The organism is Pseudomonas sp. UME65 (assembly GCF_014170225.1).
Classification (GTDB): Bacteria; Pseudomonadota; Gammaproteobacteria; order Pseudomonadales; family Pseudomonadaceae; genus Aquipseudomonas; species Aquipseudomonas protegens.
Map to the genome: position 1 here is coordinate 37,164 of NZ_LZZQ01000011.1, position 26,137 is coordinate 63,300.

The following is a 26,137-nucleotide window of genomic DNA, read 5'->3' on the forward strand; positions in this document are numbered from 1 at the left end:
TCATTCATGCAAGCCACCACTGACGGCAACGCTCAACTCCATCGTCTGTATCAGGATCATCACGGCTGGTTGCAGGGCTGGTTGCGCAAGCGCCTGGGCGATCGCGAGCATGCCGCGGACGTGGCGCAGGACACCTTCCTGCGCCTCTTGCTCTCGGGGCGTTTTCCCGGGCAGCAGGAAAGCCGCAGCTACCTGGCGCAGATCGCCCGCAACCTGGTGGTCGACCAATGGCGGCGCGCGCGCATCGAGCGCGCCTACCTGGAAAGCATCGCCCACTTGCCGGAGCCGCAGACCCCCTCCCTGGAAAGCCGCGCGCTGATTCTCGAAACCCTGATGCAGATCGACGCCATGCTCGACCGCATGCCGGACAAGGTGCGCCAGGCCTTTGTCATGTCGCAGTTCGAGGGGCTGGGCTATGCGCAGATTGCCGAGCGCCTGGAGGTTTCCGTCAGCTCGGTGCAGAAGTATATGACCCGTGCGATCCAGGCCTGTTACCAGGTGCTCTACGCAGAATGAAACCTCATCAAGCACCCATTGCCCCCAGCGTTGTCGAGCAGGCCAGCGAGTGGCTGATGCTGCATTGGGGCGGCGAGTTGAGCGCGCAGCAGCGCAGCGCCTTCGACGCCTGGCAGCAGGCCGATCCCGAGCACCAGCGAGCCTGGCAACGCTTGCAGCAACTGCAGCAGACCCTGCAAGGCGTGCCGGAACACAGCACTCATGTGCTGTTGGCCAAGGCGCCGGACCAGCAGCGCCGCGCCGCACTGAAGCTGCTCGGCTTGCTGCTGGTGGCCGGTGGCAGCGGCTACCTGGTGCAGGACAGCCAGCCCTGGCGAGCGGCCTTCGCCGCGCAGCGCAGCGCCACCGGGGAAATACGCCACCTGACCCTGAGCGACGGCAGCCGCCTGGACCTCAACAGCGCCAGCGCCGTCGACCTGCTGTTCAGCGCCAGCGAACGGCGCATCCGCCTGATCCAGGGCGAGATCCTGCTGACCAGCGGGCATGACCCGTCGCGGCCGCTGATCGTGGAAACCCCCGCCGGCGATATCCAGGCCCTGGGCACACGTTTCGCCGTGCGCGAGTTGGACGGCGGCACCCGGGTCGATCTTTACGAAGGGGCCCTGCGGATCAGCCCCCGTCACACCCAGGCCCTGCAACTGAATGCCGGCGAACGCCTGTGGTTCGACGCCGGCCGGGTGTCGGCCCGGCAAGTGGCCCAGGTCAATGCCAGCAGTTGGAGCGAGGGCCGGTTGATTGCCGAACGCCAGCCCCTGGGGCAGTTCGTCGCTGAGCTGTCACGGTATCGGCCAGGGGTGCTGCGCTGCGATGAGCAGGTGGCGGGCTTGCTGCTGACCGGGGTCTTTCCCCTGGCCGACAGCGATGCGGTGCTCGCCGCCCTGGAGCGCTCGCTACCGGTACGGGCCCATGCGGTGACCCGCTACTGGGTAACCCTCAAGCCGCGAGGCTGAATGCAAAAATATTTTGTCAGGCGGTTGTCGGTTCCGGCGCGCCGTTCGGGATACCCCATGAAAGCCGATCAAGACGCATTCTCATGGGGAGTTCAGGAATGCCTTACCAGACCGCTGCATCCATTTTGACCCTGGGCGCTACCGCGCGCCGCCGAGCCTTTGTTGCGCTGCTGGCGGTGGCACCCGTGCTGCCAGGCATTGTCCAGGCCGAGCCGGGCAGCCAGAGCCAGGCCCGCGACTACCAGATCGCCCCCGGCAACCTCGACCAGGTGCTGAACCGCTTTGCCAGTGCGGCGGGCATTCTCCTGTCGGTGGATGCGAGCATGACGGCCGGCAAGCACAGCCAGGGCCTGCAAGGCCGCTACGAAGTGGCGCAAGGGCTGCACCAGCTCCTCGCGGGGACCGGCCTGCAAGCCACCCAGAGTGGCGCCAGCTGGGGGCTGCAGCCAGTGGCCCAGGGCGCTGCGCTGGAGCTGGGGCCAACCCGCATCGGCGCCACCCAAGTGGATGAAAATGCGTGGGGCGCGGTGCCGGGGATCGTGGCCAAGCGCAGCGCCACCGGCAGCAAGACCGACTCGGCGCTGGTGGAGATTCCGCAGACCATCAACGTGATCGGCGCCAAGGAAATCAGCGCCCGTGGTGCCCAGAGCGTGACCGAGGCGCTGCTCTATACCCCGGGCATGACCGGCGGCGGCTTTTCCGACCGGGTGAAGATTTTCGACGAACCCACCTCCCGTGGTTTTTCACCGACTCCGCTGTACCTCGACGGCCTGCACTTGCCCTATGGCGGTGGCAGTACCGGTGGTGCCCTGCAGATCGAGCCCTATTCCCTGGAGCGCATCGAAGTGCTCAAGGGCCCGGCCTCGGTGCTCTACGGGCAGAACCAGCCGGGCGGGATCGTCAACATGGTCAGCAAGCGGCCCACCGAGACCCCCGTGCATCAGCTGAAAGTGGAAGCCGGCAGCTACGACCACAAGAGCATCGCCCTGGACCTGGGCGGCCCGCTGGATGAGCAGGGGCAGTTCCTCTATCGCCTGACCGGCCTGGCCAGCGACAGCCAGGACGCCATCGATTACGTGCAGCGCCAGCGTCAGTTCATTGCCCCGAGCCTGACCTGGCGGCCGGATGACGACACCCAACTGACGGTGTTTGCCCAGTTCCAGAAGGACAACGACGTGCCCGAGGCCCAGGGCCTGCCCAGCGTGGGCACGGTGTTCGCCAACCCCAACGGCAAGATCGACCGCGACCTGTTTCTCGGCGAGCCCGGGGTCAATGCCTACGACCGTGACCAGTTCGTCGTGGGCTACGAGTTCTCCCATCGCCTGAACGATGTCTGGACCCTGAAGCAGAATGCCCGCTATGCCGACGTCGACGACCGTTACCGTGCGCCGCTGCACGGCTACAAGTTCGTCACCAACCCCAAGACCGGGCTCGACGACCAGCGCTACATGACCCGCTACGGGGTCGACTGGAAGCAGCACAACAAGGTCTTCGGCGTGGATAACATCGCCCAGGCCGAATTCGACACCGGGCCGTTCAACCACACGGTGCTGGTGGGACTGGATTACTACCACTTCAATTCGAAATACCACGGCAAGTACGACTACAACCCGCCGATTCTCGACATGTTCACCCCCACCTACGGCCAGTCGCTGAATTTCGGCAACGCTTACCAGTGGGACAACACCATCATCCAGACCGGCCTCTACGTGCAGGACCAGATCAAGTACGAGAAGTGGGTGCTGGTGCTGGGCGGTCGCAACGATTGGGCGGAAACCGACAACAAGGCGCCGCTGGGTGGGGCCCATACCAACGTCAAGAACCAGTCCTTCACCGGGCGCGGGGGGCTGGTGTACCTGTTCGACAACGGGCTGGCGCCCTTTGTCAGCTACTCGGAATCCTTCCTGCCGTTGAGCGGCACCAGCTTCCAGCGCAGCGCGTTCGAGCCTTCCACCGGCAAGCAGTACGAAGTGGGGGTGAAATTCCAGCCTCCGGGCCAGGAGAGCTTCGTCCAGGTATCGGCCTATCAGCTGGACCAGGAGAACATTCTGACCACCGACCTGGCCAACCCCGGGTTCAGTATCCAGAGCGGCGCGGTGCGCTCCCGGGGTATCGAGCTTGAAGCCAAGGCCAGCCTCAGCGAATCGCTGGACGTGATTGCCTCGGCATCGCGCAACGACATCAAGTACACCAAGGACAACGATGGCCGCGAGGGTCGCCACCCGGCGGGCATGCCACCCCTGACTGCTGCGTTGTGGCTCAACTACACCATCCTGGGCGACACCCCCCTGGCAGGCCTGGGAGCGGGCGTCGGCGCCCGCTACGTCAAGGGCAGCTACGGCACCGACTACGACGGCGCCTTCCAGATCCCTTCCTACACCGTGTACGACGCCGGCCTGACCTACGACCTTGAAAAGTCGCCGTTGCAGCTCAAGGGCGTGAAGCTGGCGCTGAACGTGAAGAACCTCACCGACAAGACCTACGTCGCCAAATGCACCAGCATCTGGGACTGCTACTACGGCGAAGGCCGGACCATGGTCTCGAGCCTGACTTATGACTGGTAAGGCCGCAGCAGCTGGGCTCACCAGTAGTCCGGCTTGATCGCGGGCGCCTTGCGGGTCGCCACTCGTTCGGGGAACTGGTGCTTGCACAGTTCCTCTGCGCTGACGACCCGGCGCATCCAGTGGGCCTGGGCTTTCAGTGAGCCGGGTTGCGGGCGCTGATACTGCGGGCGGTGAGGCAGGATCACGCCAAGGGTCAAGTCCGGGAAGTCTTCGCGAATGGCCCGCAGCGCTGGTGCCATATCGGTGTCTCCCGAGACCAGCACCAGTTGCTCGATGCGTTCATCTGGAGGATGCAGGGCTTGCCTGGCTGCGAGGCGGTACATGCTGATCGCCAGATGGACGTCGGTTTCCTTTTCCTCAAGTTTCCAGATGTCCACCGTGTCCTGGCGTGAAGCCCCTACGGCTTTATTGATGAAGCGTGGGGCTTTGGCCGGTTCAAGCTGATGGCGCCCCAGGTGCACATTGACCTGGGACGCCTTCAAGGCGCGCAGGTAGGTGTCTTGCGCTTCCTTGGAGGCCCGGCCGCGGGTGGCCAGCCGGGGTTTGACTGAAGAAGTGAAGTAGTCCACCGAGGCCAGTCGGCTGGCGGGGTTCTCGATCTGCACGATATGGGTCAGCAACCCGGGCAGGTCGAGCCACTTGAATGGGGTGTCGGCCAGCAACCCGTAGAACAGGTTGTAGCCATCGACAAAGAAGGCCGTGCGCACTATTCCATTCCCTGGAAACGAAAAAACCGGCCTGGGCCGGTTTTTTCACCCCAACGGCCAGCGAACTTAATCTCTGCGTACGGGGTTGAGTTGTGAGGTCGAGCCTAGTGCCTGTATTCGTCGAGGTCAATCCTTGTCCGACGAGAGAGGTATCACCAATGGCTGCTTGGCATATCAACTCCGCGGGAACCGTTTTGCCTCAGCAGGCTTCGAGGATCAAGGGCACTGATGGGCATTACTGTGAGCACTTATTGCACCGCTCTCAGGGTCCGGGCTGAGGATTCTGCAAGAACACCACGTAGCCCTTGAACCAGGGGCTGTCGCGCAGGGCCTGGGGTTCCTGCCATTCACCGCCCTGGATCAGGCCGACCTTGTAGGGCAGGCCCATGCGGTCCAGGCGCGGCAGGTAGCTGGCGTAGTTGGGGATGCTGCGGCGCCCCTGGTAGGTCTGCACCACCACTTCGTCCACCACGCCCTTGAGCTGGCCGATGGCTTGCGGGTCGGCGTTGCTGCCCCAGTCCATCAACCCGGTGATGCTCAGGCGGTAGTGCGCCGGCAGGCGCTGGCGCAGGTCGCGCAGGAAGTGGCCATAGCGCTCCAGGTCGTGGGTGCTGCTGTCGAAATCGATCTGGATGCCCACCACCTGGGTGCCCGTGGCCTGCCAACGCCGGACCTGGCCCAGCAACTGGTCATACAGCGGTTCGGGCCAGGCCAGGGTGTGGGCGCGGTAGACCACCCACACCTGCTCCTGGCGCAGACGCGACACCGGCAGGCCCTGGGCGATGAGCTGGACGCCGCTGGCCGGATGGCGCCGCGAACGGCTGATCTGGCCCTGGAGGAGGTACAGGTTCCTGGCTTGGCCCAGCACCGGCTGGGTCTTGACCCCGCTCCACAGCCAGAAGGCGTCGTAGTCGGCGGCGTCCACTGCCGCGCTGGCCGGTGTTGCCCAGCACAGCCACAGCGGCAGCAGGCCATAGCCCAGGCGCTTGCCTACCAGTAGTAACGCAGCGACTGAGCCCACTGGGTATCCCCCAACTTGGTCTTCAACTGGCGGAACCAGGCCTTGCGCACGGCGGGCTCGACACCGGCACCGCCACAGTTGTTATGGCCCGAGGAGGCGTAGCAGTTGATGGCTCGGTACAGCGCGTAGGCGCGATCGTCACGGCTGGCCTTGGGGTTGTTGATTACCACCTGATAGCCGTCGAGCCGCGAGAACGGCTTGCCCGGGAACGTGTCCTGGGTGCCGCCCAGGTTCTGGGCCGGTGGCGGGGTGTCCAGGGGCATGCGGTCGAAGCCGCTGAAACGCATGAACTCGCCGAGGCAGAGCAGCCCGGCCGGGGCTTTCGGGTCACGCTGCAGGAGGGCGGCCGTCTCCAACAGGCTTGGGCAGCGGTAGTCGGGTTTTTCTTCTTCGGGCTGTGGGCCATTCCAGTGGAAGTCCTGCAACGGCGGGGTAACGAGGTAGATGTAGCCCAGGCTGGCGGCAAGGCTAGCGTCGGGCAGGGTGGGCGGCAGTTGCTCGAAGTCTTTGCCGAAGGCCGCGTACTGGCCGCGGGTCAGGTCCTTGTACAGCAGGATAAAACGCGCGGCGTTGCGTTCCGCTGGTGACTCGGCCTTCTGCGCTTGCTGGCGCAGCAGTTGGGGAGAGGCCACCTGGCGCAGGAGAATGGCGCGCACCTGGGCGGTCTTGATCGGCGAGCCGTCGGCGAACACCTTGGCCAGTTGCCCGCTGCGCTCGTAGGTGTAGGCCAGGGCCAGTTCCAGCTGTTCGCGTTGCAGTGGTTGCTGGGCCAGGGGCAGCAATTGCAGCCACAGCGCCTCGGCGCCTTTCCAGTCCTGCTGGGCCTGCAGGGCCAGGCCACGCAGGATCTGCTGGCTGAAGCTCAGGTAGTCCAGTTGCGCAGGCAGTTGGCTGGGCAATTGTTTGAGCGCCGCCGCCGGTTGTTTTTCGACATACAGGCTGAAAGCGGCCTGGAGGTAGTCGAACAGCGCCGGCTGGCTGGCGAACAGGGCCTTCTGCTGTTGCAGGGCGTCCCGGGTCAGGGGCGCCGATGGGGCGTCGCGCATGCGCATCAGGTCCTTGACCGCCAGCAGCAGCGGAGCCTTGAAGTGGTCTTCGGGCAGGCTCAGCAGTTTGTAGTCGACTTCTTCCACCAGGTCGTCCAGAGGCATGTTGCGCGGGGTGCCGGGAGCCTGGGTCAGTTGCCAGGCGTAGTCCTCGGCCAGGGCCTGGGTGTCGCCCGTCAGCCAGTGCACACGGCGGATCAGACCCTTGGCGGAAACGGCGTAGCGGCCCTGTGGATAAGTCTTCAGGTAGGCCTCGAAACCGGCGCCGGCCTGTTGCAGGACGGCTTTGTCCACATGCTCCAGATTGACCATGCTCCATTCATCGAAGGCGTTCTGCTGGGCCAGGTTGAGCAGGGTGCGCGGGCTCATGTAGGCCGCGGTTTCGGCCAGCCAGGGCTGGGGATTGTCCTTGAGCGCGGCAAAACCGTTGCCGGCTTCGTTGAAGCGGCCGCTGTAGAAGTCGGCGGCGGCCTGCAGGTAGCCGGCGAACGCCTTGGCCGCTGCCGAGTTCAGGTTGGCCGGCAGCAGCTTGCTCATTTCGCTGGCGTTCCAGTCGCAGCTGGCCAGCAGTTGCACCCGGGCCTCGGCCAGGGCCTGGCGTTCTTCGGGGCTCAGTGGCGCCTGGTCGAGCTGCTCGACAAACGCCAGGGCACTGGCGTCCGAGTTGCTGCGGCAGCGGCTGCCTTCTCCGGAGAGAAAGCCGTCGCCGGCGGTTTTCTGGTTGGCGCGACGCAGGCCCACGGCCTGCAGCAGGCTGTCGAGCTGCTCGGTCGCGGGCGATGGGCCGGGTTTGGGTGGGTTGCCAGTGTCGGGGTCGAGCTCGGGCTGCGCCGGGTGCAGGCGATAGTGCATGAAGGGCACGGGACCATAGCCCAGGCCTACTTCACCCTGAATCAGGGGCCGGGGCGTCATGGGCAGGCTGCCCTGGTCGGCCAGCAGCAGCCGCAGGTTGACCCGGCTGTCGTTGCCCGGGCTGAGAAAGGGCAGGTTGCTGCAATTGTCCGACTGGTTGGCGTAGAGCTTCCAGGTCGGTGAGCAGATGTCGTCCGAGCTGGCCTGGGCCTGGCCGGTGCATAGGGCGGTGAGGGTCAAGGCCGAGAGCAGAAGCTTGCGCATGAATTGTCCTTAATTCAGAAAAGCCATGAGGGCAGGTTCCGAGTGTGGCGAAAATCATACAGAAGGCGCCGGCTGGCACCTACGTCGCTGGTTAGAAAATCCGCCGTTCTGTGACGCGACTTTGCTGTTCTCCGGTCTATGTTCATCCATTGCCGGTGATGGCCGGGCCTGACCCCGGACGGCGGTACCCGAGGGCAATCGGCAGGCGTCGCACATGGCATTCGAGGAGCGGCTTTTTACCCTTGCGTCTGTGCTTTGCGGTTTTCCAGGCAAAGGACGATGCTATCGGGGTTTGAGCGACCAGATCAGGCGAGTTTATGGGGAGCAAGGAATGGATTTTCGCAGAGCGCCGGAGTTGATCGGGCGTTTGCAAGAGCAGGCCGTCGTGCCTCGGGAGCAAGGTGTGCAGCGGCTGATGCGCTTGGCGCTGGAGTATTGGTTGCTGCCGGTGTTGCTGTTGGCTGCGGCCGTTCGCTTTTATGACCTGACCGCCGCGGCCATCTGGGGCGACGAAGGTTCCAGCCTGGTGCTCAGCCAGTATTCGCTGAGCGAAATCTGGTTTCATGCGGCCCGCGACGTCCATCCGCCGCTGTATTTCATGCTGTTGCGTGGTTGGATTGAACTGTTCGGCGACGGGATTTTTTCCATTCGCACCTTCAGTGCGCTGCCAGGGATAGTCACCGTAGGGCTCGGCATGTGGCTGGTGGCGCTGCTGGCGACCCGTCGCGCGGCGATTCTCGCCGGTGTGCTGCTGGCCCTGCTGCCCACGGCCGTGCGCTACAGCCAGGAAGTGCGCATGTATGCGCTGCTCGGCCTGTTGCTGCTGGGGGCGACCCTGGCCTTGGTGTACTGGCTGCGCCAGCCCTCGCGTCGGGGCTATCTGGTGAGCTACGCGCTGCTGATGACCCTGGCCTTCTACACCCATTACTTCACGGCGTTTTGCGTGCTGGCGCACTGGCTGTACCTGGCCGTTTCGGGCGTGCGCGCCGAGGGCGGCGGGCGTCTGATAAGCCGGCCGGCCTGGTGGCTGGCGAATGCGGCGATCGTGCTGCTGTTCCTGCCCTGGGTCCCGGAGTTGCTCGACCTGCTGCGGCACATGGACGAGTTGAAGGCCAATGGCGATGTCGGCTGGGAGCCTCCGGTGACCTGGTCGTCGCTGCCGGCGATGGTCTGGCAGTTGTTGATCCAGGACGAGGGCGACAACCTGCCCGGGGTGTTGTTCGTGGGCATGCCGCTGCTGTTGCTGGCGGTCTGCGGGTGGCTGGCCTGGCGTGACGGTGCGCCTGCCCGGTTTGGCGGGCTGCTGGCGAGTTTCACCCTGGTGCCGTTGTTGCTGGTGTTTGCGGTGTCGTTTGCCTCGCCGGTGTTTATCGAGCGCTACCTGACCGCCTATGCCCTGGGTTTGCCGATGATCATCGCGGTGCTCGTTGATCGCTGGCTCAAATCGGCCCGGCTGGTGGCGCTGGGGTTGCTGCTGGGGTTTGTCGGGCTGGAAGCGGTGGGGCTGAAAAACAACGTCGATGTCGACGCCAACGATCAGATCAGCGTGATGGTCGACTACGTCAACCGGCACTACGTCGCGGGCGACCGCATCGTTATCAGCGACATGCTCTGGTACCTGAGCTACCTCTACTACAACCGCACCGATGCCCAGCCGATGCTCTATACGCCGCCGCTGCCGGGCGGCGCCTCCAGCAGGCCGAACGCCTACGGCTTCGGCACCCTGATCGACCACCCGGATCAGGTTTACCTGGATCAGTTGAGCGCCTTGCCAGTGGGCAGCGGGCGTTATTGGCTGGTGGGGTCGGACGATCAGTCCGAGGAATTCGCGCCATTGCCCCAGGGGTGGCACAAAGTCGGTCAGTTCGCCGCGGGTGGTACTCGGGCCCGCTTGTTTGTCCTCTGTGGCTCGGCAGCCGGCGCCTCCTGTGCGGGGCAATGAACGCGCAGGGTGCCGTTCGGAAGTTCGAGGCCTTGTGTCTTGCAGCGCGACCTAGACTTGCATCAGGAGTCACAGTCCTGTCCCCGCTTGCGGGGCACCGAGGTGCATCATGCGTATGGCAAGAACCGTGCAGCGCAGCCTGGAACAAGCCGCTTGCGAGTTTGATCTGGTGAGCCATCCCCATTCCGCCAGCAGCCTGGAAACGGCGCGGGTGGCGGGGGTACCGGCGGAGCGAGTGGCCAAGTCGGTGATCCTCGACGATCACCACGGCCATTACCTGATGGCGGTGTTGCCGGCCAGTCGGCACCTGGACCTCGGCAAGGTGCGCGGCAGCGGCGAATGGCAGGTCACCCGGGAAAGCACCCTGGCCCACCTGTTCAACGACTGCGAGCGCGGCGCGGTGCCGGCCCTGGGCGAGTCCTATGGGCTGGACGTGGTGATCGACCCGCTGCTGACCCGGCAGAAAGACATCTACCTGGAAGCCGGCAACCACCACAACCTGGTGCACATGAGCATGGCCCAGTACCTGAAGCTGGTGCCCCACGCCGAGGTTTGCGAAGTCTCGCACTGATCAGGAGCCCGACCATGGAAGCACCGACCCACAGCCTGCCGGCGTTGTTCAAGCAGTTGGGGCTGGCCGACGACCCGGTGAGCATCGAGCGTTTCATCGCCACGCATTCGCCGCTCAAACCGGAGCTGCACCTGGCGGACGCGTTTTTCTGGAGCGAGAGCCAGGCCGACTTTCTGCGCACGGAAGTGCTCGATGATGCGGATTGGGCCGAGGTGGTGGATCAGTTGGATGTGTTGTTGAGGAAGGGGCGCGGGGGCTAGGTCGGTGGCGGCCATTGGCGAGCGGTGTGGACCAGGGCCAGGATCCAGACGTGGCCTTGGCTTATCTGATAGACCAGGCGATAGCTCGGGTGGGGAATCAGCTCGCGGGTTCCTGCCACCAGTCCCGTGGAGCCTATCTGCGGGTTGAGGACCAGATGGTCGACGCATTCGCTGAAGCGCCTGTCCATGTCGACCGCAGCCCTCGGGTTGAGCACATGCAGGTAATCCCAGATATCCATGCGGTCCTGTACGGCTTCGGGAACCCATACAACCTTCATTCCAGCCTCGATGCCCGAGCGCGTCTGGCAGCGAACTCTGCTTCTACCTCTTCATGGTTGTGCCCGCGTTGAGCGTCTACGGAGGCTCGAGCCAGCAGGACTTTCTGTTGCAGGAAGGCCTCGTACTCACGGGATTCGTGCTGTTTTTGCACGAACTCGCGCATCAACTCGCGCACGATCTGTGAGGCTGGGCGATGTGCGGCCAGTGCCTCCGCCATAAACTGATCCCGCAGTTCAGTTTCCAGTTTCATCGTAAAGATGGCGTGCTTGGGCATGAGCGTTCTCCTCAAAAAGTACTGAAAAAGTATATACCTTTTCAGTACTTATTCTGTTTTGCAGGCGCTGGATCCAAGGCTTGGCCGAGGTATTTGTTACAAAACTTGACTGGATTTATCCGTCAATGACATATTGATAGTTAGCAAACTAACAGTGTGCGAACAATCTTGTGTCCAACTCCCTTGAATCACTCCACATGAATATCAGCAGTGGCATGGTGGTCGCGTCCCGGCATTGGCGGCGGATCTGCCAGACCACGCTGGTCAACTTCGGCATTTCCGAAGCCTGCGCGGTGCCGCTGTTGATGATCGGGCGCCTGGGCGAGGGCGTGCGCCAGGTCACGGTGGCCCAGGCCGCAGGGATGGAAAGCCCGTCCCTGGTGCGCCTGCTGGATCAACTGTGCAGCGCCGGCTACGTGTGCCGCAGCGAAGACCCCCACGACCGCCGGGCCAAATGCCTGAGCCTGACCGACACCGGTCGCGAGCTGGTGCAGGCGGTGGAAAGCGAGTTGGTGCGCCTGCGCCATGAAGTGCTGGAAGGCATTGGCAGCGCCGACCTGGAAGCGGCGTTGCGGGTGATCCGCGCGTTCGAGTCCGCCAGTCATGTACCGGTGCTGCCATCTTGAAAGGCTTCTTTACCGGCATGCCTCCCGCGCGGGACTGGTTCTATGGCGTACGTACCTTCGCCGCATCGATGATCGCCCTGTACATCGCCATGCTGATGCAGATGCCCCGTCCGTATTGGGCGATGGCCACGGTGTACATCGTCTCCAGCCCCTACGTCGGCCCCACCAGTTCCAAGGCCCTGTACCGGGCGATCGGCACCTTTCTCGGGGCGGCGGCCGCGGTGCTGTTCGTGCCGATGTTCGTGCAGAGCCCCTACCTGCTGGTGGTGATCATCGCCCTGTGGACCGGGATCCTGCTGTTCCTGTCCATGCACCTGCGCACTGCCAACAACTACGCCCTGATGCTGGCCGGCTACACCTTGCCGCTGATCGCCCTGCCGGTGGTGGACAACCCCCTGGGGGTCTGGGACGTCGCCGAGGCGCGGACCGAGGAAATCTTCCTCGGCATCGTTTGCGCCGCGGTGATCGGCAGCATGTTCTGGCCCCGGCGGCTGGCCCCGGTGTTCGTCGATTCCGCCGCCAAGTGGTTCGCCGATGCCGCGCTCTACAGCCAGCACTTCCTGGCCCGCAACGTCCAGCCCGAGGAAGTCAGTGGCCTGCGCGCGTCCATGGTGGGTACCTTCAACACCCTGGAACTGATGATCGGCCAGTTGCCCCACGAGGGCGCCCGGCCGCAGACCGTGCGCAACACCAAGGAACTGCGCGGGCGGATGATCAACCTGCTGCCGGTGGTGGATGCCCTGGACGATGCCCTGTATGCCCTGGAACGGCGTACCCCGGAGCTGGTGGCGCAGTTCGCCCCCTTGCTGGCCAAGGCCGATGAATGGCTGCAAGGCACCGCCCGGGATGCTTCGGTGGAACGCTGGCAGGCCCTGCGCGATGAACTCGAAGCCTTGCAGCCAAGCCCCGAAGCCCTGGATGACCGGCGCCAGCTGCTGATGTCCAACGCTCTGTATCGCCTCGGCGAGTGGATCGACCTGTGGCAGGACTGCCGCAGCCTGCAGCACGCCATCCAGAGTGAAAGCCAGGCGCCCTGGCGCGCGGTCTACCGGCATTGGCGGCTGGGCCGGCTGACGCCGTTTCTCGATCGCGGGTTGATGCTGTACTCGGCGGGCTCGACGGTCCTGGCGATCATCGTCGCCTCGGTGCTGTGGATTCTCCTGGGCTGGACCGACGGCGGCAGCGCCGTGATCCTGGCGGCGGTGGCCTGCAGTTTCTTTGCTTCCATGGACGACCCGGCGCCGCAGATCTACCGGTTCTTTTTCTGGACCGCGATGTCGGTGCTGTTCGCCAGCCTCTACCTGTTCCTGATCCTGCCCAACCTGCACGACTTCCCGATGCTGGTGCTGGCCTTTGCCGTGCCGTTCATTTGCGTCGGCACCCTGACGGTGCAGCCGCGGTTCTACCTCGGCATGCTGCTGACCATCGTCAACACCTCGTCCTTCATCAGCATCCAGGGCGCCTACGACGCGGACTTCCTGAGTTTTGCCAACTCCAACCTGGCCGGCCCCATGGGCCTGCTGTTCGCCTTTGTCTGGACCCTGATCGCCCGGCCGTTCGGCTCCGAACTGGCGGCCAAGCGCCTGACCCGCTTCAGCTGGCGCGACATCGTCAGCCTCAGCGAACCGGCGACCCTGGCCGAACACCGGCACATGGGTGCACAGATGCTCGACCGCCTGATGCAGCACCTGCCGCGCCTGGCCATGACCGGGCAGGACACCGGCATAGCCCTGCGGGAGTTGCGCGTGGCGCTCAATATGCTGGACCTGCTGGCCTACGCACCGCGGGTGCAGGGCGTGGCCCAGAGCCTGCTGCGCCAGGTGGTGGCCGAGGTGGGCGAGTACTTCAAGGCCTGCCTCAAGGCCGGCGAACGCCTGCCGGCCCCCAGCGGGCTGCTGATGACCCTCGACCGTACCCGCCGCGCCCTCGGCAGCCAGGGCCTGCAAGGCGACCACGAAACCCGCCTGCACCTGCTGCACGCCCTCAGCGGCCTGCGCCTGGCGCTGTTGCCGGGGGTGGAATTCGTCGCCACCGGCGAGCTTGAAGAACCCCTTCCCCATGGCATCGATGGAGCGCCCCTATGATCGGTGATCTGGATATCAGCGGGGTGTTCCTGCCCACGCTGCTGGTGCTGATGGGCATCACTTATGGCTTGTACCTGCTGGTGCACGGGGTGCTGACGCGCTTGCACTTTTATCGTCTGGTCTGGCACCGGGCGCTGTTCAACGTGGGTCTCTACGCTCTGCTACTGGGCGCCGTGGACTCTCTCAGTCGATACCTGATGACATGAAAAAACCTTTATTGACCATTGGCCGTGTGGTCCTGACGTTACTGGTGGTGACCTTCGCGGTCGTGGTGGTCTGGCGCATGGTGATGTACTACATGTTCGCACCCTGGACCCGGGACGGGCATATCCGCGCCGATATCGTGCAGATCGCTCCGGACGTGTCCGGGCTGATCCAGCAAGTGCAGGTGCGTGACAACCAACTGGTGCAGCGCGGCCAGGTGCTGTTCAGCATCGACCAGGACCGCTTCAAGCTGGCCCTGCGCCAGGCCAAGGCGGCCCTGGCCGACCGCCAGGAAACCCTGGCCCAGGCCCAGCGCGAGGCCAAGCGCAACCGTGGCCTGGGCAACCTGGTGCCGCGCGAGCAACTGGAAGAAAGCCAGTCCCGCGAGGCCCGTGCCCAGTCGGCCCTGGCCGAGGCCCAGGTGGCGGTGGACAGCGCCCAGCTCAACCTCGACCGCTCGGTGGTACGCAGCCCGGTGGACGGCTACGTCAACGACCGTGCACCGCGCACCCAGGAATTCGTCACCGCCGGGCGCCCGGTGCTATCGGTGGTGGACAGCAACTCCTTCCACATCGATGGCTATTTCGAAGAGACCAAGCTCGATGGCATCCATGTCGGCCAGGCCGTGGATATCCGCGTGATCGGCGACCGTGCGCGGCTGCGCGGGCATGTGGAAAGCATCGTCGCCGGGATCGAGGACCGTGATCGCAGCAGCGGCTCCAACCTGTTGCCCAACGTCAACCCGGCCTTCAGCTGGGTGCGCCTGGCGCAACGGATTCCGGTGCGCATCGCCTTCGACGATGTGCCGGCGGACTTTCGCATGATCGCCGGGCGCACCGCCACGGTGTCGATCCTCGACGACCAGGCCAAGCAGGAGCCCGGCCAATGAACAACGGCGCGCGTTTGGCCCTGGCCGGGCTCGGCCTGCTGCTCTCGGCCTGCCAGATGGTCGGGCCGGATTACCAGGTGCCCGGGGATGCTGCGGTGCAGCGCAAGGATTTGCAGGGCCAGTTGAGCGCCAAGGGTGCCAACGTGGTGTCGGCGCCGGTGCCTGCCGACTGGTGGCGGCTGTACCAGGACCCGCGCCTGGACCAGCTGGTGCAGCAGGCCCTGGCTTCCAACACCGACCTGCGGGTGGCGGCGGCCAACCTGGCTCGGGCCCGTGCCCAAGTGGATGAAGCCCAGGCCGCCGGTGGCTGGAGCGGTGGGGTCAAGGCCGGGGTCGAGCGCCTGCAGGAATCCGGCGAAGCCTTCCTGCTGCCGGAAAAGGTGCCAGTGGCCAACGTCGGCAACCTGTCCATCAGCACCTCCTACCAGTTCGACCTGTTCGGCACCTTGCAGCGCGGCATCGAGGCGGCCCAGGCCAATGCCGACGCGACCCAGGCTGCGGCGGATACCGCGCGCATCACCCTGGTGGCGGACGTGGTGCGGGCCTACACCCAGGTTTGCGCGGCCAACGAAGAACGGGAAATCGCCGAGCACTCCCTGAGCCTGCAAGCCCAGAGCACCGAGCTGACCCAGCGCCTGCGCGATGCCGGGCGCGGCGACGAAACCCAGGTCACCCGTTCCCAGACCCAATTCAAATCCCTGCGTGCCGAACTGCCGCGCTATGAGGCGGCGCGCCAATCGGGCCTGTTCCGCCTGTCGATGCTGCTGGCCAAGCCGCTGGATCAATTGCCCGCCGGCACCGACAGTTGCGCCCAGTTGCCGCATATCACCCAGCTGTTGCCGGTGGGCGATGGCGCGGCGTTGCTCAAGCGCCGCCCCGACGTACGGCAGGCCGAGCGCCAGCTGGCCGCCGCCACCGCGCGAATCGGCGTGGCCACCGGGGCCCTGTATCCGGATATCAGCATCGGCGCGACCGTCGGCACCGTGGGCATCCTCGACAACCTCGGCAAGCCTTCCACCAATCGCTGGGGCTTCGGCCCGCTGATCAGCTGGACGGTGCCGGCCAATGGCGCCCGCGAGCGCATTCATGAAGCCGAGGCCGCCAGCCAGGGCGCCCTGGCGCATTTCGATGGGGTGGTGCTCAACGCCATCCGCGAAACCCAGACCGGCCTGGCCCAGTACAGCGCGCAGCTGCAGCGCCGCGATGCCCTGGCGGATGCCGAGCAGTCGGCGCAACTGGCGGCGGACCAGACCCACCGCTTCTTCCAGGCCGGGCGCGCGTCCTTCCTCGCCGACCTGCAGGCTACCCGCACCTACACCGATATGCGCGCGCAACTGGCGGCGGCCAACACCCAGGTAGCCATGAGCCAGATCGATCTGTTCCTGGCCCTGGGCGGCGGTTGGGAAAGCGGACGAACGCAAGGCCCGGAACACGCGAAACCCTGAGGCGGTTGCTATGCTTTGATCAGTTGGAAAAGTGCCTTGTGCAACGTGCCTTCCAACCGATCAAAGCATGTGATGGTCATGGGGATTCCAATAATGAAAAACCCTTATGCTCCGGGCTTCTGGTGCGCGCTCTGCGCCCTGGTGCTGCTGTCTGCCACCTACTTCTACGGCATCATGCTGGCCCATCAGATCGACAAGGCCCTGGTGTTCCTCGACAGCGCCAGCGCGTTGATCGCGGTGATGGCCATCGGTGTGGTGGCCTGGGCCTCCTTTCAGGGCCAGAAAATCAAGAAGAAACAGCTCGAACAGAGCAAGACCCTGGTGGTCATCTGGGACACCAAGGTGGCCTTGCGCCGGGTCGAAACCGTATTCGACCGCTACTTCTGGGGCAGTTACTGGCAACCGGGGCGGACCTTCGCCGAAGTCATGGGCGAACTCACCGGCACCCCGCTGGAAAAGAGCCTGGAGGCCCTGAAGAAGCAGTGCATGCTGCTGGACAAGCAAGCCGAGGACGGTCACCACTGGCTGAGCAATGCCCGGGAGCTGTCGGATGTCGCCACCGCCATGGCGCGGGAGCGCTACCAGCTGGATTTCTGCGACCCGCGGGGCGAATCCCGGGGCAACAGCGCGGTGATCGACCGGGATTTCGAGGTTCTGGTGTACACCTGGAGCGCCCGGCTCAAGAGCTTCGATCATCAGCTCGATGCCTTGGAAATCGAATACTCCTAAAAGCCCCTTCCCCTGGCCCTGTAACAGCGGCGGCTGCCGGTTTGCGGTAGCCGCTGCCGTGGCCATCTCCCCGCGCTCCACGGTTTTTCACATTCAAAGATTGGGCTCGCCCTAGCCGCCAGTGGTAATCTGCGCCGGTTTTACGCGGAGTCGAGCCGCAACCCGTCATGGGTTCAGGGAAGACGACCACACCTTCAAACAACGGATATTGATCGGGTCAGACATGAATAAATCAGCAGGCGTACTGTTAGGAATCGTCGTCGCAGTAGGTGCCATCAGTGCCGGCGGCGCCTGGTACACCGGCACCAAGCTGGAAGGGGTCCTGCAGCAGCAGGTGATTGAAAGCAACAAGGAGCTGCAAGCGGCGCTGATCGGCTATGACGCCACCGCCACTCTGGAGCTGGTGTCCCTGGAGCGTGGCGTGTTCAGCAGCAATGCCCGCTACCGCCTCAAGACCCAGGGCGAGGTGTTCAACGGTGGGCTGGAACTGATGATCGCCGACCATATCGAACACGGCCCGCTGCCTTTCTCGCGCTTGATCCGCCTCAAGTGGCTGCCAGTCATGGCGTCCAGTCATTACGAGCTGGAGAACAACGGGCAGACCGACAAGTGGTTTGCCGCCACCAAGGGTGCTGCACCGTTCAAGGGCGTGGTCAATGTCGGCTATGACCTGTCCGCGGAGGGCACCCTGGATTTCGCTCCGATGGAACTGGCCCTGGATGAGCTGAACAACCTCAAGTTCTCCGGCCTGAATGCCACTTTCAGCGTCGGCGACAATCGCCGCAAGGCCAAGGTCGATGGCTATATGGACAGCCTGAGCCTGTTCCTCAGCTCGCCGGACAAGGCCCCGCTCAAACTGGAAATCAACGGCCTGACCCTGGCCAGCAACCTGCAGAAGAGCAGCTTCGACTACTTCCTGGGCCAGAACACCCTGGAGCTCAGCGGCCTGAAGGCCACCTTCGGCGACAAGCAGTCGGTGCTGACCCTGAAGCACTTCGAGCAGAAGACCTTCAGCGAAGAAACCGGCAGCACAGTGGCGGGCCGTGCGGATTACCGAGTGGGCGAAATCGCCTTCGACGGCAAGACCGTGGGTTCGGCCGAGATGCTCTGGAGCATGAAGAGCCTCGACAGCCAGGGCATGCTCGATCTGGTCCAGGTCTACCAGAACGTGCTGCAGCCGTATCAGAAGGCCGCCACCGAGGCCTCTGCCGAGGGTGAACCGGCTCCGGAACTGCAAATGTCCGACGCCGAGCAGGTCAAGGTACGGGCTGCCGTGAACAAGGTCCTGGAAGCCAAGCCGCAGATCGCCCTGGAAAGCCTGGCATTCAAGACCGCCGGTGGTGAAAGCCGTTTCAGCCTGAGCCTGGATCTGGCCAAGCCGCAGAGCCTGGAGCTGCCGCCGGCTGAGCTGGGCAAGCAACTGGTCAGCCAGCTGGATGCCAAGCTGTCGCTGTCCAAGCCGATGGTGGCAGACATCGCCGCCCTGCAGGCCCAGGTCGAAGGCCAGACCGATGCCAAGCTGATCGCCGAGCAAAGCGCGGCCACTGCAGAAATGCTCAGTGCCATGGCCCTGTCCACCCAACTGGCCAAGCTGGAAGGCAATGACGTGGTGTCGGCCCTGCACTATGCCAATAACGAAGTGAACTTCAACGGCCAGAAAATGACCGTTGAGCAGTTCATCGGTTTGGTCATGAGCAAGCTGGGGGGCGTAGGCGCCCAGCAGTAAAGGTGCACGGGCCGCTTTGCGCGGCCCTTCTTGTGCAACCCCTGACGCCCGGCCTGTGCAGCCCACAGGTCGGGCGTTGTGCTGTCTGGAGCAAGGCGGTGAGGGCGGCTGCAGGCCCCGCAGAATCTGATTCTGAATAAATATGGCGCTGCAAATTCTGAACTAACCTTCGTGGAAGAATTCTCCCAGACGCTCTGTCGATCTTCTGATCGTCCGGGCTGGGGCGTAAGGGCGGGGCGCATAACTCCGGCTAGCCACGTAAGGATGCTGACGAAATGCAACGCACTGTTCATCCCGCTCGCCGCTACGGCCTTCGTCCGCTGTTTCGCCTGGCATTGTGCAGCCAACTGTTATGGCCGGGCCTGGCGTTCGCCGATGCGGCCTATGACCAGTTGATCATCCAGGCCCGGGCCGGCAGCTACGCCCCGGCGCTGAACCATTTGCGCCAAGTGCCGGCGGACCGGTTGAACAACGGGCTGGTCAGCGACCACCTGCAGATCGCCAGCTGGGCGGGCCTCGATGCCGAGGTGGTGAAGGTCTACGAGACCCAGGGCCGCAACCGGGTGCTGCCGGCGCAGGCGCTGGCCGCCACGGCCCGTGCCTATCGCAACCTCAAGCAGTGGGACAACGCCACCCAGATCTATCGCCTGGCCCTGCAGCGCGACCCGCAGAACGCCGACCTGCAGCTGGGGCTGGCCCTGACCCAGGCCGATGCCGGCCAGCCGGCCGAAGCCGTGGCCCGGGCCAAGGCCCTGGTGGCGGCCAAGCCCGATGACCCGAACCGGCGCCTGGCCCTGGGCTACGCGCTGACCCGCGCCAACCAGCCTTATGACGCCCTGGCCGCATACGACCAGGCGTTTATCCGCGCTGGCGACAAGCCCGAAGTCATCCGCGAATACATCTACGCCCTGCAGCGGGCGCGCCTGCCGGAACCGGCCCTGCGCCTGGCCCGGCAGCACCCCGGGCTGATCGACCCGGTGATCCAGCGGCGCATCCAGGCCGACCTCGCCGCCGAACGGGTGCGCCTCTCGGAGCTGGCCAGCCGCAGTGAGAAAGAGCGCTTTGTGGTGGCCGACCGTGCCCTGGCCGACTACGACACCCTGTTCGCCGCCTGGGGCAAGGACCCTCAAGCCCAGGACGACCTGACCCGCTGGCGCATCGACCGCCTGGGCGCCCTCAAGTCCCGGGCGCGCACCGCAGAGGTGATCAGCGAATACGAGCAGCTCACCGCTGCCGGCGTGGCCATTCCCCCGTATGCCCTGCGCTGGGTGGCGGCTTCCTACCTCGACCAGCGCCAGCCGGAAATCGCCGCGGACCTGTATCGGCGTGTGTTTTCGGCACCGGACGGTGATGCCGACCACCGCCTGGAAGACACCACCGCGCTGTATTACGCGCTGCTGGAAAGTGAACGCCCGGAAGAGGCGCTGAAACTCGCCAATGACCTGGCCGACAGTGTGCCGCAGCGAATTCAGCTCACCGGGCAAACCGTGGGCGACCCCAATGACGACTGGGTCGATGCCCAACTGCTGGCGGCCCAGGCCGGTGCCGACGGCACGGCCGGGGCTGACCTGCCGGGCACCGAGCAGCGCCTGGAGACCCTGGCGGGGCAGGCCCCGGGCAACATCAGCGTACGCCTGGCCCAGGCCGATCTGTACCGGGTGCGCGACTGGCCCCGGCTTTCGGAAAGCCTGCTCAAGGAAACCGAGAGTGTGGCCCCGCGCGATGTCAGCCTGGAAGTGTCCCAGGGCCATACGGCCCAGGACCTGCAGGAATGGCGGCAACTGGATGCGCTGACCGACGACGTGGTGGAGCGCTTTCCGGAGAGCCGCCAGGTGCAGCGCCTGGCCCGCGAGCGCGAAGTGCACGACATGGCCGAACTGCGGGTCATGACCTATGGCGGCAAGAGTTACGGCGGTGGCAGCAATGGTGCCGGCGCGGTATCCGGCAGCCGTGATTTCGGCATCGAAAGCCGGCTTTACACGCCGCCAATCGCCGAGGACTGGCGCCTGTTCGGCGGCATCGGCTATGCCATGGGGGACTTCTCGGAAGGGATCGGCAATCACCGCTGGCAGGTCCTGGGGGTGGAGCGGCGCACCCGCGACATGACCCTGGAAGCGGAAGTCTCCAACCATTCCTATGGCTACGGCGACAAGACCGGTGCCCGGGTGTCGCTGGCGCGGGACATCGACGATCACTGGCAATACGGCGGCAGCCTCGACTACCTCTCTGCCAACACCCCGCTGCGGGCCCTCAACAGCGATATCAGCGCCAACGGCGGCAGCGCCTTCCTGCGTTGGCGGGCCAATGAAAGCCGCGAGTGGAAACTGTCCCTCAGCCCGTCGCACTTCAGCGACGGCAACAATAGGTTCGAGGCCCTGCTCACGGGCCGCGAAGGGGTCTACCGCTCGCCGAAAGTGCAGGTCGACCTCGGCCTGGAAGTGGGCGCCAGCCACAACACCCTGGAAGACACCCCTTACTACAACCCCGAGGCGGACCTCAGCGTCCTGCCCACCGTCACCGTCAACCACGTGCTCTATCACCGCTATCAGACCTCCTGGAGCCAACAGTTCCAGGCCGGCGCCGGTACCTACAGCGAACGCGGCTACTCCACTGGAGCGGTGGGGCTGCTCAGCTACGGCCAGCGCTACAGCTGGAACGACGTGTTCGACATCGGCGGAGTCCTGAGCGTGATCAACCGGCCTTACGACGGCGATCGGGAAACCGACCTGCGCCTGGCTGTCGACCTTACCTATCGCTTCTAGAGAAGAGTGTGACGATGCGCCTGATCAACCGTTGCATCCTCCTGCTGGGAGCCCTGGTTCTCAGCGCCTGTTCCCAGCCCGCCGCCGACTTTCTCGCCCCGGCGCAACGGCCGTTGCCCAACACCGAGGCACCCTGGCCGAAGAACCACGTGCTGGGCATTGCCTACCACGACATCGAGGATCGCGACCCGGACCAACGGGTGGTGGCGGTGCGCACCGAGCGGATGATCGAGCAACTGGCCTGGTTGCGGGAAAACGGCTACCGGCCCGTGACCGTGGACCAGATCCTGGCGGCGCGCAACGGCGGCCCCGAACTGCCGGCCAAGGCCATCCTGCTGACCTTCGATGACGGCTATTCGAGCTTCTACACCCGGGTGCTGCCGGTGCTGCGCAGCTATCACTGGCCTGCGGTGCTGGCGCCGGTGGGCACCTGGATCGACACCCCGGCCGACCAGCCGGTGAACTTCGCCGGCGAGCTGCGGCCCCGCTCTCAGTTCCTGACCTGGGCGCAGGTCCGGGAAATCTCCCGTTCCGGGCTGGTGGAAATCGCCGCCCATACCGACCACAGCCACCTGGGCATTCTTGCCAACCCTCAGGGCAACCTGCAGCCGGCGGCGGCGACCCGCCGTTTTGACGCCGCCTCCGGGCGCTATGAAAGCGAGGCGGATTTCCAGGCGCGGATGCGCCAGGACGTGACCGCCATCTCGAACAAGATCCTGGCCGTGGCCGGCTATCGCCCGCGGATCTGGGTCTGGCCCTACGGCACGGCCGACGGCTCCACCCTGCAAGTGGTGGACAGCCAGGGCTTCAAGCTGGCCCTGACCCTGGACGACGGCCTGGACACACTCGACAACCTGATGAGCAGCCCGCGTTTCCTGGTGGTCTCGGACCCGGACGGCATCCACTTCTCCAACAGCATTGTCGGCGCCGAGACCGCCGCGCCCATGCGCGTGGTGCACGTGGACCTGGACAACGTCTACGACCCGGACCCCAAGCAGCAGGAGGTCAACCTCGGCAAGCTGGTGCAGCGCATGGCCGACCTGGGGGCCAACACCGTATTCCTCCAGGCCTTCGCCGACCCCAAGGGCGACGGCCTGGTGCAGTCGCTGTATTTCCCCAACCGGCACCTGCCGATGCGCGCCGACCTGTTCGACCGGGTCGCCTGGCAATTGCGCACCCGGGCCCACGTCAAGGTCTATGCCTGGATGCCGGTGCTCAGCTTCGCCCTGGACGCCCGGCTGCCCCGGGTCACGCGCTGGGATCCGGCCACCGGCCAGAGCACCATCGATCCTAAGCAGTACCAGCGGCTGTCGCCCTTCGACCCCAATGTGCGCCGGCAGATCGGTGACCTCTACGAGGACGTGGCGCGCATGACGTCGGTGGACGGCATTCTGTTCCACGACGACGCCGTGCTCTCGGATTTCGAAGACGCCAGCCCCGGGGCCTTGCGCGCCTATGCAGCCCAGGGCCTGCCGGGTTCCATGGCCGCCCTGCGCGACGATCCGGCCACCCTGCAGCGCTGGACCCGCTTCAAGAGCCGCTACCTGATCGACTTCACCCATGAGCTGGCCGCCAAGGTCCGGGCGATTCGCGGGCCGCAGGTGCAGACCGCGCGCAACCTGTTCGCCGAGCCGATCATCAACCCGCAGAGTGAAACCTGGTTCGCCCAGAACCTCGATGATTTCCTGGTCAGCTACGACTGGACCGCGCCCATGGCCATGCCGCTGATGGAAGGCCAGAGCCAGCGGCATTCCGGGCCCTGGCTCGAAGCCCTGGTGGACCAGGTGCGCGCCCGCCCCGGTGCCTTGCAGCGCACGGTGTTCGAGCTGCAGGCCCGGGACTGGGCCCGCAAGCCCGCCAGCGACCTCTCCGCCCAGCAACTGGCGGACTGGATGGGCCGCCTCAAGCGCCAGGGCGCGACCAATTTCGGCTACTACCCGGACAACTTCCTCGAGAACTCACCGGACCTGAAGACTCTGCGGCCCGCGCTCTCCAACAAATGGAGCCCTTGAATCATGGTGGATCGTATCTTTGCGCTGGTGGTCCTGGCGCTCGTTCTCGGCGTGCCCCTGGGGCTGATCTTCGTGCTGACCGGCGAATTCCTCATGGACTTCGTCTTCTACTACCCCTTGTTCATGTCGGCGCTGTGGATCGCCGGCGGCCTGTATTACTGGATGCACTGGGAGCGCCACTGGCCGTGGAGCGACGACACCCTGCCGCCGCCCCTGGCCGGTGAGCCGCTGATCAGCATCCTCATTCCTTGCTACAACGAAGGCGACAACGTCGCCGACACCATTCATGCGGCCCTGGCCCAGCAGTACCCGAACATCGAAGTGATCGCCATCAACGATGGCTCCAAGGACAACACCGCCGAGGTGCTGGACCGCCTTGCCGCCCAGGACCCGCGCCTGCGGGTGTTGCACCTGGCGCAGAACCAGGGCAAGGCCGTGGCCCTGCGCATGGGCGCGGTGGCGGCACACAGCGAATACCTGGTGTGCATCGACGGCGATGCGCTGCTGGCGCCCAACACGGCGGCCTACCTGGTGGCGCCGATGCTGGACAACCCGCGCCTGGGCGCCGTGACCGGCAACCCGCGGATCCGCACCCGTTCGACCCTGGTGGGTCGGGTCCAGGTGGGCGAGTTCTCCTCGATCATCGGCCTGATCAAGCGCACCCAGCGGGTGTTCGGCAAAGTCTTCACCGTCTCCGGGGTGATCGTCGCCTTCCGTCGCACCGCCCTGCACCGGGTGGGCTACTGGAGCCCGGACATGATCACCGAAGACATCGACATCAGCTGGAAGCTGCAACTGGACCACTGGTACGTGTTCTTCGAGCCGCGGGCGCTGTGCTGGATCCTCATGCCGGAGACCCTGCGCGGCCTGTGGAAGCAACGCCTGCGCTGGGCCCAGGGCGGCGCCGAGGTGCTGTTCAAGAACATCCGCGGGATCTGGGAGTGGCGCCACCGCTACCTCTGGACCCTGCTGTTCGACTACTGCCTGTCCACCGGCTGGGCCTTCACCTTCCTGCTGTCGGTGATCTTCTGGGCCCTGGGCAAGTTCATCGTCATGCCCGAGGCCATCGCGGTGCACACCATCGTCCCGCCGGCCTTCACCGGGCTGGTGCTGGCGATGGTCTGCCTGACCCAGTTCGCGGTGAGTATCCTGATCGACCGCCGTTATGAAAAAGACCTGTGGAAAACCATGTTCTGGGTGGTCTGGTACCCGCTGGTGTTCTGGTTCATCAGCCTGTTCACCACCTTGGTGAGCTTTCCCCGGGTGCTGTTTGGCGAACACCAGAAACGCGCGCGCTGGGTCAGCCCGGACCGCGGCATCAAACCCATCGATGACGAAGAGGAGGTGCGCTGATGAAAATCATCCGAACCCGCCAGCGTCCGTTCATGGTGATCGTCGACGTTGTCCTCACCGTACTGGCCTGGGTAGGCCTGCTGTACTTGCTGGTTCGTGGTCTCATTCCGCTGCTGGACAGCCATGAAGGGCCGCGGATCGAAGCGGGCATGCTCGATGCCCTGACTACCCTGCAGTTCTATGCCTGGGTGGCGGTACTCAATGCGGTGCTGCTGATTTCCTGGGCCCGCTACCGCCAGCGTCGCAACAAGAGCTACCCGCCTCGGCTGCCGGCACCCGTGGTGGACGACAAGCGCCTGAGCGAAACCTTCAAGCTCAACGACGCGACCTTCGCCCAGATGCGCCAGCCCGGCACCATGATCGTGCACAACGACGAGGAAGGCGGTATCAGCCACGTCACCACGCAGTTCTATCGCATTCTTCCCGAAGACCAGCAGCACCCGCCGCTAAGGGTGGAACCGCCACCGCGGGTGATCCATCTGCGTTCGGAAGGGGATGAAGGCAAGAAGACAGGAGAAGATTGATTGCCCAGGGAGGATGAGCCCTGGGGGGTACGGCTCTTCTGAATTTGCAGAGGGAATTGTCTGATTCTATTTTCAGTAAATAAATCAATGGGTTATTGATTTATTTGGGGTTCTGCATGGGTTTGTCGCTACGGATGTGGTTGTGGGTGAGTTGTTCTTTAATCGTAGCGAGAGAGTGAGAAGCAGGGTTCTTGCGTACGGGCGTTGGCTCTTATAAGTGTGCAATCTCAAATTTTTGCTAAAACTTTTTAAAACTCTATAGCCTTGATTTAAAAGGCTTTCAGATGATTTTTCCTTTAAATATTTCAAAATTTAAAATGGGCGGCTCCATGATGGAATTGCATGTTTTTTATCTCGTAAAGTTGCTTGAAAGTTCGATTTGATTGTTATTGGCGATTCTGCGGCAGTCATTTGACGATGCAGTAATAGCTTATTAGCGTCACGCCCTTCGTAGCTCTTGTCGTCACGCTTTCGAAGGATCGGATATGTCTCTCTCCACGCTCGGGATGAGGTTGTGCTGTGCCTTGTCCTGCCTGC

Annotated in this window: 22 protein-coding genes; 17 read left to right on the forward strand and 5 right to left on the reverse strand. The window is 64.5% G+C overall.

Annotated elements, in window-relative coordinates:
* Positions 1-6 precede the first annotated feature (6 nt).
* From A9971_RS11195 to A9971_RS11205, 3 genes are all read left to right on the forward strand, one after another.
* Positions 7-516, forward strand: coding sequence for a sigma-70 family RNA polymerase sigma factor (locus tag A9971_RS11195; protein WP_011058526.1), 510 nt, complete (start codon positions 7-9; stop codon positions 514-516).
* On the forward strand, positions 513-1,466 hold the full coding sequence (locus A9971_RS11200) for a FecR domain-containing protein (RefSeq protein WP_015633683.1): 954 nt from the start codon (positions 513-515) through the stop codon (positions 1,464-1,466). The genes A9971_RS11195 and A9971_RS11200 overlap by 4 nt, the downstream gene beginning before the upstream one ends.
* Before the next feature lie 98 nt (positions 1,467-1,564).
* Positions 1,565-4,030: a TonB-dependent siderophore receptor gene (locus A9971_RS11205; protein WP_053148377.1), complete on the forward strand. Its 2,466-nt coding sequence runs from the start codon at positions 1,565-1,567 to the stop codon at positions 4,028-4,030.
* A 17-nt stretch (positions 4,031-4,047) separates the two neighbouring features.
* Here A9971_RS11205 and A9971_RS11210 read toward each other — a convergent pair whose 3' ends face one another.
* The 3 genes from A9971_RS11210 to A9971_RS11220 all read right to left on the reverse strand — a co-directional run bounded on the left by A9971_RS11210 (position 4,048) and on the right by A9971_RS11220 (position 7,920).
* The gene (locus tag A9971_RS11210) at positions 4,048-4,737 is read right to left on the reverse strand and encodes an NYN domain-containing protein (protein WP_015633685.1); all 690 of its coding nucleotides are present in this window, start codon (positions 4,735-4,737) and stop codon (positions 4,048-4,050) included.
* A 262-nt stretch (positions 4,738-4,999) separates the two neighbouring features.
* The gene (locus A9971_RS11215; RefSeq protein WP_183000607.1) at positions 5,000-5,758 is read right to left on the reverse strand and encodes a DUF3142 domain-containing protein; all 759 of its coding nucleotides are present in this window, start codon (positions 5,756-5,758) and stop codon (positions 5,000-5,002) included.
* The gene (locus A9971_RS11220; protein ID WP_183000608.1) at positions 5,728-7,920 is read right to left on the reverse strand and encodes an outer membrane assembly lipoprotein YfiO; all 2,193 of its coding nucleotides are present in this window, start codon (positions 7,918-7,920) and stop codon (positions 5,728-5,730) included. Before A9971_RS11220 ends, A9971_RS11215 begins: the two co-directional genes overlap by 31 nt.
* Before the next feature lie 331 nt (positions 7,921-8,251).
* On the opposite strand from A9971_RS11220, the gene A9971_RS11225 reads away from it, so the two are divergent.
* From A9971_RS11225 to A9971_RS11235, 3 genes are all read left to right on the forward strand, one after another.
* On the forward strand, positions 8,252-9,862 hold the full coding sequence (locus A9971_RS11225; RefSeq protein WP_183000609.1) for a glycosyltransferase family 39 protein: 1,611 nt from the start codon (positions 8,252-8,254) through the stop codon (positions 9,860-9,862).
* Between the two features lie 109 nt (positions 9,863-9,971).
* On the forward strand, positions 9,972-10,433 hold the full coding sequence (locus A9971_RS11230; protein ID WP_011058532.1) for an aminoacyl-tRNA deacylase: 462 nt from the start codon (positions 9,972-9,974) through the stop codon (positions 10,431-10,433).
* A 14-nt stretch (positions 10,434-10,447) separates the two neighbouring features.
* On the forward strand, positions 10,448-10,693 hold the full coding sequence (locus A9971_RS11235; protein WP_011058533.1) for a DUF2789 domain-containing protein: 246 nt from the start codon (positions 10,448-10,450) through the stop codon (positions 10,691-10,693).
* On the opposite strand, the gene A9971_RS11240 is transcribed toward A9971_RS11235, so the two are convergent.
* Complete coding sequence (locus A9971_RS11240; RefSeq protein WP_015633689.1) at positions 10,690-10,971, reverse strand: type II toxin-antitoxin system RelE/ParE family toxin; 282 nt, start codon at positions 10,969-10,971, stop codon at positions 10,690-10,692. The genes A9971_RS11235 and A9971_RS11240 overlap by 4 nt on opposite strands.
* The gene (locus tag A9971_RS11245; protein WP_015633690.1) at positions 10,968-11,246 is read right to left on the reverse strand and encodes a hypothetical protein; all 279 of its coding nucleotides are present in this window, start codon (positions 11,244-11,246) and stop codon (positions 10,968-10,970) included. The genes A9971_RS11240 and A9971_RS11245 overlap by 4 nt, the downstream gene beginning before the upstream one ends.
* A gap of 197 nt (positions 11,247-11,443) precedes the next feature.
* On the opposite strand from A9971_RS11245, the gene A9971_RS11250 reads away from it, so the two are divergent.
* From A9971_RS11250 to pgaD, 11 genes are all read left to right on the forward strand, one after another.
* Positions 11,444-11,872 (forward strand): MarR family winged helix-turn-helix transcriptional regulator, encoded by a 429-nt coding sequence (locus A9971_RS11250; RefSeq protein WP_011058536.1) that lies wholly within the window; start codon positions 11,444-11,446, stop codon positions 11,870-11,872.
* Complete coding sequence (locus A9971_RS11255) at positions 11,869-13,956, forward strand: FUSC family protein (protein ID WP_183000610.1); 2,088 nt, start codon at positions 11,869-11,871, stop codon at positions 13,954-13,956. Before A9971_RS11250 ends, A9971_RS11255 begins: the two co-directional genes overlap by 4 nt.
* Positions 13,953-14,162: a DUF1656 domain-containing protein gene (locus tag A9971_RS11260; RefSeq protein WP_011058538.1), complete on the forward strand. Its 210-nt coding sequence runs from the start codon at positions 13,953-13,955 to the stop codon at positions 14,160-14,162. Before A9971_RS11255 ends, A9971_RS11260 begins: the two co-directional genes overlap by 4 nt.
* Positions 14,159-15,049, forward strand: a complete 891-nt coding sequence (locus A9971_RS11265; protein WP_011058539.1) for an HlyD family secretion protein — start codon at positions 14,159-14,161, stop codon at positions 15,047-15,049. The genes A9971_RS11260 and A9971_RS11265 overlap by 4 nt, the downstream gene beginning before the upstream one ends.
* On the forward strand, positions 15,046-16,494 hold the full coding sequence (locus A9971_RS11270; protein ID WP_011058540.1) for an efflux transporter outer membrane subunit: 1,449 nt from the start codon (positions 15,046-15,048) through the stop codon (positions 16,492-16,494). The genes A9971_RS11265 and A9971_RS11270 overlap by 4 nt, the downstream gene beginning before the upstream one ends.
* A 93-nt stretch (positions 16,495-16,587) precedes the next feature.
* Positions 16,588-17,223 (forward strand): hypothetical protein, encoded by a 636-nt coding sequence (locus A9971_RS11275; RefSeq protein ID WP_015633693.1) that lies wholly within the window; start codon positions 16,588-16,590, stop codon positions 17,221-17,223.
* A gap of 223 nt (positions 17,224-17,446) precedes the next feature.
* Positions 17,447-18,949 (forward strand): YdgA family protein, encoded by a 1,503-nt coding sequence (locus A9971_RS11280; protein WP_011058542.1) that lies wholly within the window; start codon positions 17,447-17,449, stop codon positions 18,947-18,949.
* Between the two features lie 275 nt (positions 18,950-19,224).
* Entirely contained in the window at positions 19,225-21,711 is a 2,487-nt protein-coding gene (gene pgaA / locus A9971_RS11285; protein WP_053155822.1) for a poly-beta-1,6 N-acetyl-D-glucosamine export porin PgaA, read from the forward strand.
* 14 nt (positions 21,712-21,725) lie between these two features.
* Complete coding sequence (pgaB, locus tag A9971_RS11290; RefSeq protein WP_041115082.1) at positions 21,726-23,723, forward strand: poly-beta-1,6-N-acetyl-D-glucosamine N-deacetylase PgaB; 1,998 nt, start codon at positions 21,726-21,728, stop codon at positions 23,721-23,723.
* A gap of 3 nt (positions 23,724-23,726) precedes the next feature.
* Positions 23,727-25,076: a poly-beta-1,6-N-acetyl-D-glucosamine synthase gene (pgaC, locus tag A9971_RS11295; protein ID WP_019093523.1), complete on the forward strand. Its 1,350-nt coding sequence runs from the start codon at positions 23,727-23,729 to the stop codon at positions 25,074-25,076.
* A complete protein-coding gene (gene pgaD / locus A9971_RS11300) occupies positions 25,076-25,600 on the forward strand; it encodes a poly-beta-1,6-N-acetyl-D-glucosamine biosynthesis protein PgaD (protein WP_011058546.1) in 525 nt (174 codons plus the stop codon). Before pgaC ends, pgaD begins: the two co-directional genes overlap by 1 nt.
* The last annotated feature ends 537 nt before the right edge of the window (positions 25,601-26,137 follow it).